Here is a 16,389-nt window from a genome sequence, read left to right on the forward strand (position 1 = left end):
GTGGGGTCGCCTTTCTTTTGCCTACGTTTCTTTGGCGAAGCAAAGAAAAGTAGGTCGCCCGCCGGGGCGAGTCCCGGCCTCAGACCTCAAAAAAAACAGCGATCAACGCGCGTGCGTAACCCCCCCATCCACCACCAACGTAGACCCCATCACATAGTCCCCCGCCCGCGAAGCCAAATAAATAGCCGCCCCAGCCATATCCTCAGGCGTCCCGATGCGCCCCGCAGGAATCCGTTCCTTCACCTCATCGCCATGATCACGCGCCAGCTTGTTCATGTCCGAAGCAAACGCCCCCGGCGCAATCGCGCTCACCACGATCCGGTCTTGCGCCAGCCGAAGCGCCATGCGCCGCGTCAGCTGGATCAACCCAGCCTTGCTCGCGGCGTACGAATACGTCTCCTGCGGATTCACCGAAATGCCATCGATAGAGGCAATGTTGATCACCTTCGACAGATGATCGGTCGCCGCCTTCTTGAGCATCGGCGTCAATGCCTTGGTCAAGAAGAACGGCGTCTTGAGGTTCAGGTCCACCACCTTGTCCCAGCCGCTCTCGGGAAACTCGTCGTACGGCGCGCCCCAGGCCGCGCCAGCGTTGTTGACGAGGATGTCGAGCGAATCTTCATGCTTCGCGTAGGCATCGACCAGCGCCTGTGCGCCTTCCAGCGTGGACACGTCAGCCGGCAGCGACACGCAGTGGCCGAAGGCCGACAGCTCCTTGGCGGTCTGGTCGCAGGCCGCGGCCTTGCGGGCCGAGATGTATACGCGCGCGCCCTGCGCCAGAAATCCTTCGGCGATCATGCGGCCGATGCCGCGCGAGCCGCCGGTAATCAGGGCGCTGCGGCCTTTCAGCGAAAAGAGTTGGGTGGTGTCCATGGCGAAGGTGTCTCCTGAATGAATGACTGACTGACTGACGAAAGATCCAGGAAACGAGCTTAGTGCGGCGCGCGCCGGCGGCGCGTCACCTTGGCGGCAGCGACAGGCTTCGCGGACTCGTGAAGCTGCGCAGTTCGCCGCTCACCGGGTCCTGAAACGCCACCGACTTGGCCAACAGCTGCAGCGGCTTGTCGAAGTCGTCGCTGCCCTGTGGCAGCAGCGTCGGGTAGATCGGGTCGTTCACGATCGGCATGCCCAGCGCCATGCAATGCACCCGCAGCTGGTGCTTGCGGCCGGTAACAGGCGAAAGATCGAGCAGCGCATAGCCGCCCGCCGCCTCTTTCACCACGATGCGGGTTTCGGAATTGGGCTCGCCCTCCTCCTCCTTCACGCGCATGAAATGCTCGTCGTCCACCAGCCGGCTGCGGTAGGTGCCGGGCACCGACGACACGCCCGGCGGCCATGGCACCACGGCTTCATAGTGCTTGGCGATGCGGCGCTCCGGGAACATGGCCTGGTAGGCCCCGCGCGTTTCGGGGCGCACCGAGAACAGCACCAGCCCCGCCGTGCTGCGGTCGATGCGGTGCAGCGGCACCAGGTCGTCGAGCTTCAGCTTGCGCTTGAGCCGCACCAGCAAGCTTTCCTGCAGGTACTTGCCGGTCGGCGTCACGGGCAGGAACGGCGGCTTGTCGACCACCACCAAGTGGTTGTCCTGGAACAGCACCTGCTCGTCGAAGGGAATGCGCACCTCGGCATCGATCGTGCGGTAGTAGTACACGCGCAGCGGCGCCTGGTAGCGGCGCTGCGCAGTCACGGGCACGCCGTGTTCGTCGATCACGTCGTTGGCCTCGATGCGCGCCATCCAGGCTTCGCGCGTGATCGCGGGAAACCGCGCCATCAGGAACTCGGCAATGGTGGGCCATGGGCCCTGCGGCAGGCCGACACAGCTCGGGCCGACGCCGTCGCGCGTGGGCAGCGGCAGGCGCGGGCTTGTCATTGCGAGAGCTCGTTCTGCAGCAGCGACAGCGCCTCGGTGAACAAGGGCCGCGCCGCCACGTCGGCTTGCATGCAGCGTTCCTTCAGCGCGGCCATGGCTTCTGGCGGCGCATCGCTGCAATGCGCGAGGAGTTCTTCGAGCAGACAGCCGAAGGCGCGCATCTCGAGCCGCTGCAGCGCGCCGGCCTGCGCCGCTTCGAGCGCGCCCGTCATCCAGGCCGCGCCGAAGTCGCCAAGCAAGCCGCCACCCTGCGCATTCCAGAGGATGTTATGCGCGTAAAGGTCGCTGTGCAGGATGCCGCGCGCATGCAAGTGCCGCATGGCCGAAGCGATGTCCCGGGCAATGCGCAGTGCCACGCCGGAGGTCCATTGCACGTCCGCCGGATACACGTCGCGCGTGCAGGAGGCAAGGCTCGGCGGCCCGGCAAGCGTGCGAAACGATGGGTCCACCAGCGCCATGACCAGGCCCTCGATGCCGTCGGGGTGCCCGTCGATTCTGCCTTGCGCGGCAATGAGGGTCGGATGCGCGCCGGCCGCGATGCTGGCGGCCATTTCACTGTGCGGCCAGCCATCGCTCGTCACCGCGCCCTTGAAGAGCTTGACGGCCACGGGCTGCATGCTCGAGGCCAGCGTTGCCTGGTGGATAACCCCCGATGCCCCCTCGCCAAGCTGGACGCCCAGCGACAGATCGCGCCAGTCGACGCGCGGCACCGACTGCGCCGCAATGGCCGCGTCTTCGGCCTGTGCATCGAAAGGATTGCCCGCACCCGCGAGCCACGAGAGGCGCGGCAGCGAGAGCAGCCACGGAGGCAGCGCCTCGAAGCGGTTGGCAGAGATGCGCAGCAGTTCGAGTTGACTGCAGCTCGTCAGCGATTCCGGCAGCGCTCGCAGCTGGTTGCCAGCGAGCATGAGCTTCTGCATCGCGCCGCATTGCCCCAGCGCCTCGGGCAAGCTATCGATGTTGTTGTCGGTCAAGATCAGCCAGCGCAGCAACGGCAGCCGCAGCGCGGCGGCGGGCACGGCGCGGATGCGGTTGGCCTTGAACCCGACCATTTCCAGGGCTTGGCAGCGTCCGATCGATTCGGGAAGTTGCGTGAAGCGGTTGTCGGAGCAGAACAGCACGCGCAGGCGATGCAGCCGACCCAAGTCTTCGGGCAGCGAGTCGAGCGCATTGCCCGAGAGGTTCAGGATTTCAAGCGAATCGGCCAGGTCGAAGATCTCGCGCGGAAACTCGGTGAGTCCGCACGAGAGATCGATTCGTTTTGCGCCTGCCAGCCGGCCCGCGCGCAGCTCAGCAAGCGTGTCCATCCACCGAGTCTAAAGTGCATGCGGGGCGGCGGCTCCGGCGCCGAAACGGTAGATGCCGTCCGCGCCCAGTTCGCGCCTGACCTGCCCCGCAAACCACAGCAGGTGCAAGTGCGCCACCGTCTCGCCCATCGCGAAGGTCATCTGGTGCAGGTCGAGTTCACGCTTGAAGAGGATGGGCAGGCCCTCGGCCGCAGTCAGCGGACGTGCGGTGCACGCTTCGAGCAGTTCGGCCAGGCGGTCGCGGTGGTGCTCCTGCAGCTGGTCTACGCGGCGGTGAATGCCCGTAAACGGCTTGCCGTGCGATGGCAGGCCCAGGGTGTCGGCTGGCAGAGCCTTGAACTTGTCGATGCTGTCCAGGAAGAGCCGCAGCGAGTTGGCTTCGGGCTCGCCCGCGTGCACGCTCACGTTGGTCGAGATGCGCGGCAGCATCATGTCGCCGCCCAGCAGCAGCTTCAGTTCATCGCAATACAGCGCGATGTGCTCGGGCGCGTGGCCGTAGCCGCTGATGCAGCGCCAGGCGTGGCCGTTGATGGACACGGATTCGCCGTCCAGCATGCGCGTAAAGCGGTCGGGCACCGACGGCACCATGTTGGCGTAGTAGTTGGTGCGGGCGCGGATCTTGGCGACGGCCGCGGGATCGGTCAGGCCGTGCGAGGCAAAGAAGCTGGCGGCTGCATCGCCGCCCGCCAGCGTGTCGCCGTTGGTGCTCAGCACGCGCGCCACGTGGTAGTCGGTCGAGCTGATCCACAGCGGCGCGTTCCAGCGCGTGCACAGCCATTCGGCCAGGCCGATGTGGTCGGGGTGCATGTGGGTGACGATCACACGCAGGATTGGCAGGCCCTGCAGCTGGGTCTCGAATATCGTCTCCCATTGCGCGCGGGCTTCGTCGTGGGCAATGCAGCAGTCGACCACCGTCCAACCCTCCACGCCGCCGATGCTGTCGCGCAGCAGCCAGAGGTTGATGTGGTCGAGCGCAAACGGCAGCCGCATGCGGATCCATCGCACGCCCGGCGCCACTTCCAGTGCTTCGCCGGGCGCGGGCAGGGTGTCGCCCAGGGGGTAGTGGAGTTCGCGTTCGAGGAGGTTCATGTAAGATTGACGTTTACGTAAACGTCATGGGTTGATGGCAACATTGTAGGGAGCGCAGGGCAACCGCGCTGTCGCGCCCGCAACGCCCCCACTGACGGCTTCCAGACAAACCGCAACCCATGTCCGCGCAGACCTTCACCATCAGCCAGCTCGCGAAGGAGTTCGACCTCACGACGCGCGCCATCCGCTTCTATGAAGACATGGGGCTGCTGACGCCGGAGCGCTCCGGCATGCAGCGCGTCTACAGCGCGCGCGACAGGGCGCGCCTCACGCTCACGCTGCGCGCCAAGCGCCTGGGCCTGAGCCTGACCGAGGCCAAGGAAATCCTCGACATGTACGACAGCCCGCGCGACACGGTGCCGCAGCTGGAGAAGTTTCTCGGCGTGCTCGGCGCCCACCGCGCGCAGCTCGAGGCCCAGCTGGCCGAGCTGCAGGCCAACCTCGCGGAAGTGCGCGAGCACGAGAAAAAGGGCCGCGCGACCCTTGCCAAGGCGCAGAAAGCCGCCCGAACGGCCTGAAATACCGCACCAAACCACGACTCATCGACAATCACGCCCATGTCCGACACTCTTGATGACCTGTTTGCCCACAACCGTGCCTGGTCCGCACAGATGGAACGCGACCGGCCTGGCTTCTTCACCAGCCTGGTAAAGCAGCAGACGCCGCGCTACATGTGGATTGGCTGCTCCGACAGCCGCGTGCCCGCCAACCAGATCACTGGCCTGGAACCTGGCGAGGTGTTCGTGCACCGCAACGTCGCCAACATCGTGGTGCACTCCGACCTCAACGCGCTCTCGGCCATCCAGTTCGCGGTCGAGCACCTGAAGGTCGAGCACATCATGGTGGTGGGCCACTACGGCTGCGCCGGCGTCAAGGCGGCCCTCAGCGGCAAGCGCATTGGCCTGGCCGACAACTGGATCCGCCACATCCAGGACGTGCGCGACCGCCACGCCGTGATGCTCGAAACCCTGCCCGAGGACGTGCGCGTCGATGCACTGTGCGAGCTCAACGTGGCCGAGCAGGTGGTCAACGTGGCCGTGAGCACCGTCATGGTCGACGCCTGGGGCCGCGGCCAGAAGGTCAAGATCCACGGCTGGACCTTCGGCGTGCATGACGGCCTGCTGCAGGACTTGGGGCTGAACGTGGATGGCAACAAGCCGCTCGACGCGGTGTACAAGGCCGCGGTACAGCGCATCCGCTACAAGTGGAGCAAGCCCCTGGGCATCTCGCCCTCGGCGCAGGCCGGGTCCGATGGCACCGAGGTCATCGAAGTCATTCCCGCCGGCGAGGCCGATGCCCCCCTCGGCCAAAGCACCGAAGCAAAGACCGGCTGAAGCCATGTTCCCGCAGCGTCTCGATTCACCGCTGGCCTACGACATCGCCAAGGCGATGATCGATGGATTCAATCGCCACTACAGCCTGTTTCGCGCTGAATCGGCGCGCGCCAAGCACCGCTTCGAAACGGCCGACTGGCATGGCCAGCAGCGCGCTCAGCGCGAGCGCATCGAGTTCTACGACCTGCGCGTGAACGAGGCCGTGGCGCGGCTCGAGAAAGAGTTCAAGGCCGGGGACCAGCCGATGGAGGTGTGGCACCAGGTCAAGCTGCACTTCATCGGCCTCTTGGTGGACCACCACCAGCCCGAACTGGCCGAGAGTTTTTTCAACTCGGTGACCACGAAGATCCTGCACCGCGCCTACTTCCAGAACGACTTCATCTTCGTGCGGCCGGCCATCAGCACCGAGTACATCGAGCCCCGCGGCGCACCCACCTACAGGCCCTACTACCCTTCGCACGAAACGCTCGCCGACACCATCGAGCAGATGATCGACGACTTCGCGCTGCAGGGCGGCTTTGCCCACAAGCGGCGCGATGCCGAGCGCGTGGCGCACGCGATCATGGGGCGCTTCCACCAGGTGAAGCTGCGCGCCAATTTTCAGATCCAGGTGCTCTCGGGGCTCTTCTATCGCAACAAGGGCGCCTACGTGGTCGGCAAGATCATGAACGGCTTTGTCGAGCTCCCGTTCTCGCTGCCGATCCTGCACGACAGCCATGGCAAGTTCTACGTGGATGCCGCGCTCTTCGGCGAAGACGACCTGCAGATGCTCTTCAGCTTTGCGCGCGCCTACTTCATGGTCGACATGGAAGTGCCATCGGCCTGCGTGCAGTTCCTTCGCTCGCTCATGCCTCGCAAGCCGCGCGCGGAAATCTACAACGCGCTGGGCCTGGCCAAGCAGGGCAAGACGCTTTTCTACCGCGACTTTCTCTCGCACCTGAATTACTCGAGCGACCGCTTCCGCATTGCGCCCGGCATCAAGGGCATGGTCATGCTGGTGTTCGACCTGCCGTCGTTCCCGTTCGTGTTCAAGGTCATCAAGGATTTCTATCCGCCGCAGAAAGACACCACGCGCGAGCAGATCAAGGGCAAGTACCTGCTCGTGAAGCAGCACGACCGCGTGGGCCGCATGGCCGATACGCTGGAGTACAGCGACGTGGGTTTTCCGCTCGACCGCTTCGAGCCCGAGCTGATCGAGGAGATCCGCAAGTTCGCCCCCAGCCAGCTGGAGATCGCCGACCGCGATGGCAACGGGGAGATGGAACTGGTGCTCAAGCACGTCTACATCGAGCGCCGCATGATCCCGCTCAACATCTTCCTGCAGGAGGCCTTCGACACGCTGGCCCACCCCGAAAGCCCGGCCCATGCCAAGCGCGCACAGGAGCAGCTGGAGCACGCGGTGGTCGAGTACGGCAACGCCATCAAGGACATGGTGGCGGCCAACATCTTCCCTGGCGACATGCTGTGGAAGAACTTCGGTGTCACGCGCGGCGGCAAGGTGGTGTTCTACGACTACGACGAGATCGAATACATCACCGACTGCCGCTTCCGCAAGGTGCCGGCGGCCCGCAACGAGGAAGACGAGATGAGCGGCGAAGTCTGGTATTCGGTCGGCCCGAAGGACGTGTTTCCCGAGACCTTCGGCCCTTTCCTGCTCGGCAACGACGCGGTGCGCGAGGCCTTCATGGCGCACCATGCCGACCTGCTCGACGCCGCCTTCTGGCAGCACCACAAGGAACGCATCGAGGCGGGACAGATGCTCGACGTGTTCCCGTACGAAGAATCGCAGCGCTTCCAGCATGAAGGGCATGCGACCCATTTTTGATTGAGTTCCCGGTCCACGAAGACCACCTTCTACTTTCAACTTCCGAAGGAGATCCCCATGCCTGAATCCATCGTCATCGTCGGCGCCGCCCGTACTCCCATGGGGAGCTTCCAGGGCGACTTTTCTTCCCTCTCGGCGCATGACCTCGGCGGCGCCGCGATCAAGGCCGCCGTGGAGCGCGCCGGCATTGCACCTGACAGCGTCGGCGAAGTGCTGTTCGGCAACTGCCTCATGGCCGGCCAGGGCCAGGCCCCTGCGCGCCAGGCGGCCTACAAGGGCGGCCTGCCCGACAGCGCCGGCGCGGTCACGCTCAGCAAGATGTGCGGCTCGGCCATGAAGGCCGCCATGCTCTCGCACGACCTGCTTTTGGCCGGCACGCACGACGTGATGGTGGCGGGCGGCATGGAAAGCATGACCAATGCGCCCTACCTCATGCTCAAGGGCCGCGGTGGCTACCGCATGGGCCACGACCGCATCTTCGACCACATGATGCTCGACGGCCTGGAAGATGCCTACCAGCCGGGCCGCTCGATGGGCACCTTCGGCGAGGACTGCGCCGCCAAGTACAAGTTCACGCGCGAGCAGCAGGATGCGTTCGCCATTGCGAGCGTCGAGCGCGCCAAGGCCGCAACCGAATCCGGTGCCTTCAAGGACGAAATCACGCCCGTCACCGTGAAGGGCCGCGGCGGCGACACGGTCATCTCCATCGACGAAGGTCCGGGCAAGGTCAAGCTCGACAAGATCGCCACGCTCAAGCCCGCGTTCAAGAAAGAGAACGGCACCATCACCGCCGCATCGAGCTCGTCGATCAACGACGGTGCCGCGGCGCTGGTGATGATGACCGAGTCGCACGCGAAGAAAATCGGCGCCAAGCCCATTGCGCGCATCGTCGGCCATGCCACGCATGCGCAGCAGCCCGAATGGTTCTCCACCGCGCCAGTCGGCGCCGTGGCCAAGCTGTTCAAGAAGACCGGCTGGACCGTCAAAGACGTGGACCTGTGGGAGGTGAATGAGGCTTTCGCGGTGGTGCCAATGGCGCTGATGCACGAGCTCGACGTGTCGCACGGCATCGTCAACGTGAACGGCGGCGCCTGTGCGCTGGGCCACCCGATCGGCGCCAGCGGCGCGCGCATCATGGTCACGCTGATTCATGCGCTGAAGGCGCGCGGCAAGAAGCGCGGCGTGGCCACGCTGTGCATCGGCGGCGGCGAAGGCACGGCTGTCGCGCTCGAGCTGCTCTGATCAAAACAACCGCCACAGGCGCCCGCGGCCGGGCGCTTCGTGGTTCTTATTTACGACTATTGCACCGGCAGGAGATTGTTCATGCGCCCATTCAACCAACGTCCCGTCATGGCGGCCCTGCTGGCCGGCGCCTTGCTGGCGCCCGCCGCCGGCTGGGCACAAAAGCGCGACAACGTGCTTTTTCAGGCGGCCACCGATGCGCAGCCCGCGGTGCTCAAGACGTTGGAGCAGTTGGTCAACATTGAAACCGGCACGGAAGACGCCGAAGGCATTGCAGCCGCCGGCAACTACCTGGAAGGCGAGCTCAAGAACCTGGGCTTCACCGTTACGCGCAGCAAGTCCACCGGTCTCGTGGTGGGCGACAACATCGTCGGCAAGCTCAAGGGCCGAGGCGGCAAGAACCTGCTGCTGATGTCGCACATGGACACCGTGTACCTCAAGGGCACGCTTGCAAAAGCGCCCTTCCGAATCGAAGGCACCAAGGCCTACGGCCCGGGCATTGCCGACGACAAGGGCGGCAACGCCGTCATCCTGCACACGCTGAAGCTGCTCAAGGACTATGGCGTGCGCGACTACGGCACCATCACTGTGCTCTTCAACACCGACGAGGAAAAGGGCTCCTTCGGCTCGCGAGACCTGATTCAGGAAGAAGCCAAGCAGGCCGACTACGTGCTGTCGTTCGAACCCACGAGCGCAGGCGACGAGAAGCTGTCGCTCGGCACTTCGGGCATTGCCTACGTGCAGGTCAACATCACCGGCAAGGCCTCGCATGCGGGCGCGGCGCCCGAGCTGGGTGTGAACGCCTTGGTCGAGGCTTCGGACCTGGTGCTACGCACCATGAGCATCGACGACAAGGCCAAGCACCTGCGCTTCAACTGGACCATTGCCAAGGCGGGCAACGTCTCCAACATCATCCCCGCAAGCGCGACCTTGAATGCCGACGTGCGCTATGCGCGCAACGAAGACTTCGACGCCGCGATGAAGACGCTCGAAGAAAAGGCGCAGCAGAAGAAGTTGCCGGAGTCCGACGTGAAGGTGGTGGTCACGCGCGGCCGGCCGGCGTTCAATGCCGGCGAAGGCGGCAAGAAGCTGGTCGAGAAGGCCGTGGCCTTCTACAAGGAAGCCGGTGGCACGCTGGGCGTGGAAGAGCGCACCGGCGGCGGCACCGACGCAGCCTACGCGGCGCTTTCGGGCAAGCCGGTGATCGAGAGCCTGGGCCTGCCCGGCTTCGGCTATCACAGCGACAAAGCCGAGTACGTCGACATCAGCGCCATTCCAAGGCGCCTGTACATGGCCGCACGGCTCATCATGGATCTGGGCGCAGGCAAGTAACCAGCAAAAAGAAAAAGACAGGAGACAAGCCATGCTGCTCAGTGCCGACCAGGAAGCGATCCGCGACGCGGTGCGCGATTTTTCCCAAGCCGAACTCTGGCCCAACGCCCCGAAGTGGGACCGCGAGCACAGTTTTCCCAAGGAAGCGCACCAGGGGCTCGCGGCGCTGGGCGCCTACGGCATCTGCGTGCCCGAGGAGCATGGCGGCGCGGGCCTGGACTACCTCACGCTCGCGCTGGTACTGGAAGAAATCGCGGCCGGCGACGGCGGTACCAGCACGGCCATCAGCGTGACCAACTGCCCGGTCAACGCGATCCTCATGCGCTATGGCAACGCGCAGCAGAAGAAGCAGTGGCTCGAGCCGCTTGCGCAGGGGCAGATGCTCGGCGCCTTCTGCCTCACCGAGCCGCAGGCCGGCAGCGATGCGTCGAGCCTGCGCACCACCGCGCGCAAGGACGGCGACGGCTATGTGATCGATGGCGTGAAGCAGTTCATCACCAGCGGCAAGAACGGGCAGGTGGCCATCGTCATCGCGGTGACCGACAAGGGCGCGGGCAAGCGAGGCATGAGCGCGTTCATCGTGCCCACCAATGCGCCCGGCTACAGCGTGGCGCGGCTCGAGGACAAGCTGGGTCAGCACAGCAGCGACACCGCGCAGATCAACTTCGACGGCTGCCGCATTCCGGCGGAAAACCTTATCGGTGCCGAGGGCGAGGGCTACAAGATCGCGCTGGGCGCGCTTGAGGGCGGGCGCATCGGCATCGCGGCGCAGAGCGTGGGCATGGCGCGCAGCGCCTTCGACGTGGCGCTGGCCTATGCGAAGGAGCGGCAAGCCTTCGGCGGTTCGATCTTCGAGCAGCAGGCAGTCGGATTCAGGCTGGCCGAATGCGCCACGCAGCTCGAAGCCGCGCGCCAGCTGATATGGCATGCAGCGAGCCTGCGCGATGCGGGTCGGCCCTGCCTCAAGGAGGCCGCCATGGCCAAGCTGTTCGCGAGCGAAATGGCCGAGCGCGTCTGCAGCGCGGCAATCCAGACGCTGGGCGGCTATGGCTACGTGAACGACTTTCCGCTGGAGCGCATCTACCGCGACGTACGCGTGTGCCAGATCTACGAAGGCACCTCGGACATACAGAAACTGCTGATCCAGCGCGCGCTGGCGTGAGCAGGCGCGGCGGGCGCTTGGCTGTCATCGATTTGGATGACAGACAGCCGGGCGCCAGCGGCGCAGCATGGCGACCTCTTTGTTGGAGGTCTCTGCCATGTCCAATTTCAACCTCGCTCCCACCACCCTCGCCCTGCTCTGCCTCAGCGCCATTGCCTCGGCCGCGCAAGCCCAATCGACCGCGATTCCAGACCTCGCCACGCTGACCGCGAGTGACGCGGTGCGGCAGCTCTGCGAGGGCACCGTCAGCAGCGAGCAGCTGGTGTCGGCCTACATCGCACAGGCCCATGCAGGCAAGAACCTCAATGCCTTCATCACACTCGACGAAGCCGGCGCGCTGAAGGCCGCTCGCGCCGCCGACGCACAGCGCAAGCGCGGCGGCGCCTGCAAGCCGCTGGCCGGCCTGCCGGTGGTCATCAAGGACAACATCCAGGTGCAAGGCCTGCCTGCCACGGCCGGATCGCCGGCGCTCAAGGGCTTTGTGCCCAAAGCGGACGCCCCGGTGGTCGCCAAGCTTCGGGCGGCGGGGGCGGTCATTCTCGGCAAGACGAACATGCACGAGCTGGCCTTCGGGGTCACCGGCTACAACCCCGCGTTCCAGAGCGGCCCCGAGGTGGGCGTGCGCGATGCCTACGACGCGAGCCGGATCGCGGGCGGGTCGTCGTCAGGCAATGGCGCGGCGCTCGGTGCGCGCATGGCCCCGGCCGCGCTCGGCACCGACACGGGTGGATCGGTGCGCATTCCTTGCGCATTCAATGGCTGCGCATCGCTGCGCCCGACCATGGGACGCTATTCGCAGCAGGGCATCGCGCCGATCTCGCACACGCGCGACACGGCCGGGCCGATGGCGCAGTCGATGGCTGACGTCGCGCTGCTCGATCGCGTGATCGCGGGCGGCGCGCCGCTCCGGCCCGCCGACTTGAAGCGGGTGCGGCTGGGCGTGGTGCCGGCCTTCTATGCGAACCTCGACGCGGACACGCGCGCCGCCACCGATGCCGCGCTTGCCAAGCTGCGTGCGGCTGGCGTCGCCCTGGTGGACGTGGAGATGCCGAAGCTCATGGAACTCAACGGCGCCATCGGCTTTCCGCTGGCGCTCTACGAGGCGCACGACGACATGCTGGCCTACCTTGCGAAGTACGGCACCGGAGTCGACATTGCGCAGCTGACAGCCGGCATCGCAAGCCCCGACGTCAAGGGCACCTTCGAAGCCTTCGTGATCCCACGCAAGCTGCCGGCGCCGAACGGCGTGGTCGACGCCAAGCCGGCCTACGACAACGCGATGCGCGTTGCACGGCCCGCTTTGCAGAAGCTCTACCGCGACACCTTCGCAAGGAACAGGCTCGATGCGCTCGTGTTCCCGACGGTGCCGCGCGTGGCATTGCCAGCCGGGCCCGAGGCCAGCAGTCCCGAGAATTTCGGCGCTCTGATCCAGAACACCGACCCCGGCAGCAACGCCGGAATTCCGGGCGTGCAGTTGCCCTCGGGCCTGGGTGCGGAAAGCGGGCTGCCAGTGGGGCTGGAGCTCGACGGACCGGCCGGCAGCGACCGCAAGCTGCTCGCCGTAGGGCTCGCGGTGGAAGGCGTTCTGGGGCGCCTGCCTGCGCCCAAGACGAAATAGACTTTTTTTGGACGGTCAGCGCTTGACCAGGCCGGCCAGTGCCGACCGTCGCTCGATGCCGAGCTTGTCGAAGGTGCGACGCAGGTAAGTCCGTACCGTTGGCACGCTTACGGCCATGCGGCGCGCAATCTCCTTGTCGGTGAGGCCTTCGCACACGGCCTGCGCGACCTCCCGTTCGCGCGTGCTCAATGCCGTCCACGCCGCTTCAGCGGGCATCGGCACGGCGGCGGCCGTACGCTGGGCGCGCTGCAACGCGCCGATGAACGCGGGCTCGATCAGGTCGAGCAGCGCCTTCTCGTGGTCGCCAAAATCTCCGCGACCCTTGCGCCGCCAGATGCGCAGATCGCCCAGCGCACGGCTGCCCGCGAAGGCATGCAGGTTCATGCCCCAGTGCAGCCCGTCGCGAGAGAGAAAGTCGGTGAAAAATTCGGTGCGCATCAGTTCGCGCTGAGGCATCACGTCGGTCACCCGCGTGGCGCGGCGGTGCGACTGCAGCACGAAGGTGATCGGGTCGTGATGCTGGTGCCATTCACCATAGCGGTCGAGGTTGGCGGGGTCCATGTTCAGAGCAACCCGCCCGTCGAAGCGGCCGCTTTCGGCGTTCCACACGAAGGAGGCGAACTGGTCCGCATGCAGCAGGTCGAGCAGCGCCCAGCCCAGGCGCTCGCGGATGTCGCTTTCACCGCGGTCTTGGGCCAGCAGCGTGAAAACGCCGCGCAGCGCCTGCTGTTCGGAGCCTGTCAGGTACATCGCCGCCTCGCTCTGTCGGTATGCCGGTATGCCGGTATGCCGGTATGCCGGTATGCCGGTATGCCGGTATGCCGGTATGCCGGTATGCCGGTATGCCGGTATGCCGGTATGCCGGGAAGGCTAGCGTCTAGCAAGCGCTGCGCCAAGCGCGTATCTCCGGATGCGGCCGCAGGGCTTGCCCCAGCGGAGGAAAGGCCTCCGAGGTGTTCCAATAGGGGCTTCATGAGTGCCACCGATCCCACCACCGGACCTTGCCCCTGCGGCCGAACCGACCGCCGAGACAAACCCATCGGCTTCGCCCTGTGCTGCGGCCGCTACCTCGACGATTTCGAGGGCACGCCCGCGCCCGACGCCGAATCGCTGATGCGTTCGCGCTATTCGGCCTTCGTGCTGGAGCGCGGCCCCTACCTGCTCGCCACCTGGCACCCGTCGACGCGCCCGGCCTCGATCGAGTTCGAACCCGGCGTGAAATGGCTCGGGCTCGACATCCGCTCGCGTTCGGTGCTCGATGCCGACCACGCCGAGGTCGAATTCGTCGCCCGCCAGCGCAGCAGCACCGGCACCGCGACGCGCCTGCACGAGCGCAGCCGCTTCGTGCGCGAGGGGGACCGCTGGTTCTACCTCGAAGGCGACCTGCAGACCCCCGGTTGACGCACCGGGCCTCGGCCCGCACAATAGGCCCCGCTCCGGGGTGCACGCATGTGGCGTGCTGAGATGGCAAGTGCCGACCCGCGAACTTGATCCGGGTCATACCGGCGTAAGAAGAGCTGCACTCCCTGACTCCGGTCCCGCCACCCACCCACCGTGGCGGCCCAAAGTCCACCGAGCGATTGCGGAGCACCCTTTCCCTCAACAAGGAGTGCCCCGCATGAATGCCCCCGACAAGTTCACCTCCCTGCTTTCGCTGACGCGCGAGCCGTTTCCCGCTTCGCACAAGTGCCTGATTCCAGGCAGCCGCCCCGACCTGAACGTGCCGGTGCGCGACGTGCTGCTGACCAACGGCGAGACCGTCTCGCTCTACGACACCTCGGGCCCCTACACCGATGCCAAGGTCGACATCGACGTGCGCCGCGGCCTGCCTGGCGTGCGCGATGCATGGATCGCCGAACGCAACGACACCGAGAGCTATGAAGGTCGTTCGCACCAAGCGCTCGACGAAGGTCTGAAGCACGCGCACGACCACGACGCCCAGCGCCTGGCCGAACTGCGCGCCGGCGCATCGGCACTGCAGCGCACGCCGCGCCGCGCGAAGTCGGGCGCCAACGTCACGCAGATGCACTACGCACGCCGCGGCATCGTCACTCCCGAGATGGAATACGTGGCGCTGCGCGAGAACGGCAAGCGCGAATGGATGGCTGAATACCTCGCCAATGAAGAGCGTGCGAAGCGCGTGGCCGGCAACCCGATGGGCGCGAGCATTCCGCGCATCATCACGCCCGAGTTCGTGCGCGACGAGGTGGCGCGCGGCCGCGCGATCATTCCGGCCAACATCAACCACCCCGAAGTCGAGCCGATGGCCATCGGACGCAACTTCAAGGTGAAGATCAACGCCAACATCGGCAACTCGGCCGTCACCTCGAGCATCGAGGAAGAGGTTGAAAAGCTGGTGTGGGCGATCCGCTGGGGCGCCGACAACGTGATGGACCTGTCGACCGGCAAGAACATCCACACGACGCGCGACTGGATCGTGCGCAACTCGCCGGTGCCCATTGGCACGGTGCCGATCTACCAGGCGCTGGAGAAGGTGGGCGGCGTGGCCGAGGACCTCACCTGGGAGATCTTCCGCGACACGCTGATCGAGCAGGCCGAGCAGGGCATCGACTACTTCACCATCCACGCGGGCGTGCGCCTGCCGTTCATCCACCTGACCGCGGACCGCATGACGGGCATCGTCTCGCGCGGCGGCTCGATCATGGCCAAGTGGTGCATTGCGCACCACAAGGAGAGCTTTCTCTACGAGCGCTTCGAGGACATCTGCGACATCATGAAGGCGTACGACGTGAGCTTTTCGCTGGGCGACGGCTTGCGTCCGGGCTCGGGCGCCGATGCCAACGACGAAGCCCAGTTTGCAGAGCTGCGCACTTTGGGCGAGCTCACGCAGATCGCGTGGAAGCATGACGTGCAGACCATGATCGAAGGCCCGGGCCACGTGCCGATGCACATGATTCAGGCCAACATGGACGAGCAGCTCAAGCACTGCCACGAAGCGCCGTTCTACACGCTCGGGCCGCTGACCATCGACATCGCGCCAGGCTACGACCACATCTCCAGCGCCATCGGCGCCGCGATGATCGGCTGGGCCGGCACCGCCATGCTCTGCTACGTGACGCCCAAGGAGCACCTGGGCCTGCCCGACCGCGACGACGTGAAGCAGGGGATCATTGCCTACAAGATCGCCGCGCATGCAGCCGACGTGGCGAAGGGGCACCCTGGGGCTCGTTCGCGCGACGACGCATTGAGCAAGGCACGCTTCGAATTCCGGTGGCAGGATCAGTTCAATCTCGGCCTCGACCCAGACACCGCGCGCGAATTCCACGATGAAACCTTGCCGAAGGATTCGAGCAAGGTGGCGCACTTCTGTTCGATGTGCGGACCCAAGTTCTGCTCGATGAAGATCACGCAGGAAGTGCGCGAGTACGCGGCCAAGAAGGGCGTGGCGGAGGCGGAGGCCATGGCGGCCGGCATGGCCGAGAAGTCGCAGGAGTTTGCTGCGGCCGGCGGGGAGATGTATATCCCGATTCGGGCGGTGTCTTAGTTTTTCCCGGGGCCGGGTCTCGCCCCGGCGGGCGACTCACTTTCTTTGCTTCGCCAAAGAAAGTAAGCAAAGAAAGGCGACCCCTACTGTCTGCGTCCCTTCGCT

14 protein-coding genes and 1 riboswitch are annotated in these 16,389 nt (G+C 65.7%); of the genes, 9 read left to right on the forward strand and 5 right to left on the reverse strand.

Annotated elements, in window-relative coordinates; genetic code table 11:
* Nucleotides 1-102 precede the first annotated feature (102 nt).
* The 4 genes from J2X92_RS29245 to J2X92_RS29260 form a co-directional block, all read right to left on the reverse strand.
* Nucleotides 103-873 carry an SDR family oxidoreductase gene (locus J2X92_RS29245; RefSeq protein WP_055808239.1) on the reverse strand — a complete coding sequence of 257 codons (771 nt, stop codon included), beginning with the start codon at nucleotides 871-873 and terminating at the stop codon, nucleotides 103-105.
* Nucleotides 874-958: 85 nt separating this feature from the next.
* Nucleotides 959-1,870 carry a pseudouridine synthase gene (locus J2X92_RS29250; RefSeq protein WP_307581354.1) on the reverse strand — a complete coding sequence of 304 codons (912 nt, stop codon included), beginning with the start codon at nucleotides 1,868-1,870 and terminating at the stop codon, nucleotides 959-961.
* The gene (locus tag J2X92_RS29255) at nucleotides 1,867-3,177 is read right to left on the reverse strand and encodes a leucine-rich repeat-containing protein kinase family protein (RefSeq protein WP_307581356.1); all 1,311 of its coding nucleotides are present in this window, start codon (nucleotides 3,175-3,177) and stop codon (nucleotides 1,867-1,869) included. Before J2X92_RS29255 ends, J2X92_RS29250 begins: the two co-directional genes overlap by 4 nt.
* Before the next feature lie 9 nt (nucleotides 3,178-3,186).
* Nucleotides 3,187-4,266, reverse strand: a complete 1,080-nt coding sequence (locus J2X92_RS29260) for an MBL fold metallo-hydrolase (RefSeq protein WP_307581358.1) — start codon at nucleotides 4,264-4,266, stop codon at nucleotides 3,187-3,189.
* Between the two features lie 119 nt (nucleotides 4,267-4,385).
* On the opposite strand from J2X92_RS29260, the gene J2X92_RS29265 reads away from it, so the two are divergent.
* The 7 genes from J2X92_RS29265 to iaaH all read left to right on the forward strand — a co-directional run bounded on the left by J2X92_RS29265 (nucleotide 4,386) and on the right by iaaH (nucleotide 12,779).
* Complete coding sequence (locus tag J2X92_RS29265) at nucleotides 4,386-4,784, forward strand: MerR family transcriptional regulator (RefSeq protein WP_307581360.1); 399 nt, start codon at nucleotides 4,386-4,388, stop codon at nucleotides 4,782-4,784.
* Nucleotides 4,785-4,823: 39 nt separating this feature from the next.
* Nucleotides 4,824-5,600, forward strand: coding sequence for a carbonate dehydratase (gene can / locus J2X92_RS29270; protein WP_307581362.1), 777 nt, complete (start codon nucleotides 4,824-4,826; stop codon nucleotides 5,598-5,600).
* Between the two features lie 4 nt (nucleotides 5,601-5,604).
* Nucleotides 5,605-7,425, forward strand: a complete 1,821-nt coding sequence (gene aceK / locus J2X92_RS29275; protein WP_307581363.1) for a bifunctional isocitrate dehydrogenase kinase/phosphatase — start codon at nucleotides 5,605-5,607, stop codon at nucleotides 7,423-7,425.
* A gap of 57 nt (nucleotides 7,426-7,482) precedes the next feature.
* Complete coding sequence (locus J2X92_RS29280; protein ID WP_307581365.1) at nucleotides 7,483-8,667, forward strand: acetyl-CoA C-acyltransferase; 1,185 nt, start codon at nucleotides 7,483-7,485, stop codon at nucleotides 8,665-8,667.
* 81 nt (nucleotides 8,668-8,748) lie between these two features.
* Nucleotides 8,749-9,999, forward strand: a complete 1,251-nt coding sequence (locus J2X92_RS29285; protein WP_307581367.1) for a glutamate carboxypeptidase — start codon at nucleotides 8,749-8,751, stop codon at nucleotides 9,997-9,999.
* Nucleotides 10,000-10,030: 31 nt separating this feature from the next.
* The gene (locus J2X92_RS29290; protein WP_307581369.1) at nucleotides 10,031-11,161 is read left to right on the forward strand and encodes an acyl-CoA dehydrogenase family protein; all 1,131 of its coding nucleotides are present in this window, start codon (nucleotides 10,031-10,033) and stop codon (nucleotides 11,159-11,161) included.
* Between the two features lie 97 nt (nucleotides 11,162-11,258).
* Nucleotides 11,259-12,779 (forward strand): indoleacetamide hydrolase, encoded by a 1,521-nt coding sequence (gene iaaH / locus J2X92_RS29295; RefSeq protein WP_307581371.1) that lies wholly within the window; start codon nucleotides 11,259-11,261, stop codon nucleotides 12,777-12,779.
* Nucleotides 12,780-12,794: 15 nt separating this feature from the next.
* Here iaaH and J2X92_RS29300 read toward each other — a convergent pair whose 3' ends face one another.
* Nucleotides 12,795-13,529 carry a helix-turn-helix transcriptional regulator gene (locus tag J2X92_RS29300; protein ID WP_307581373.1) on the reverse strand — a complete coding sequence of 245 codons (735 nt, stop codon included), beginning with the start codon at nucleotides 13,527-13,529 and terminating at the stop codon, nucleotides 12,795-12,797.
* Nucleotides 13,530-13,751: 222 nt separating this feature from the next.
* Between J2X92_RS29300 and J2X92_RS29305 the strand changes: the two genes are divergently transcribed.
* Together J2X92_RS29305 and thiC are read left to right on the forward strand one after the other, a co-directional pair.
* Nucleotides 13,752-14,180 (forward strand): YchJ family protein, encoded by a 429-nt coding sequence (locus J2X92_RS29305; protein ID WP_307581375.1) that lies wholly within the window; start codon nucleotides 13,752-13,754, stop codon nucleotides 14,178-14,180.
* A gap of 26 nt (nucleotides 14,181-14,206) precedes the next feature.
* Nucleotides 14,207-14,310, forward strand: a riboswitch (TPP riboswitch).
* 87 nt (nucleotides 14,311-14,397) lie between these two features.
* A complete protein-coding gene (gene thiC, locus J2X92_RS29310; RefSeq protein WP_055808218.1) occupies nucleotides 14,398-16,284 on the forward strand; it encodes a phosphomethylpyrimidine synthase ThiC in 1,887 nt (628 codons plus the stop codon).
* The last annotated feature ends 105 nt before the right edge of the window (nucleotides 16,285-16,389 follow it).

The sequence above is a fragment of the Variovorax paradoxus genome (assembly GCF_030811855.1).
Lineage (GTDB): Bacteria > Pseudomonadota > Gammaproteobacteria > Burkholderiales > Burkholderiaceae_C > Variovorax > Variovorax paradoxus_L.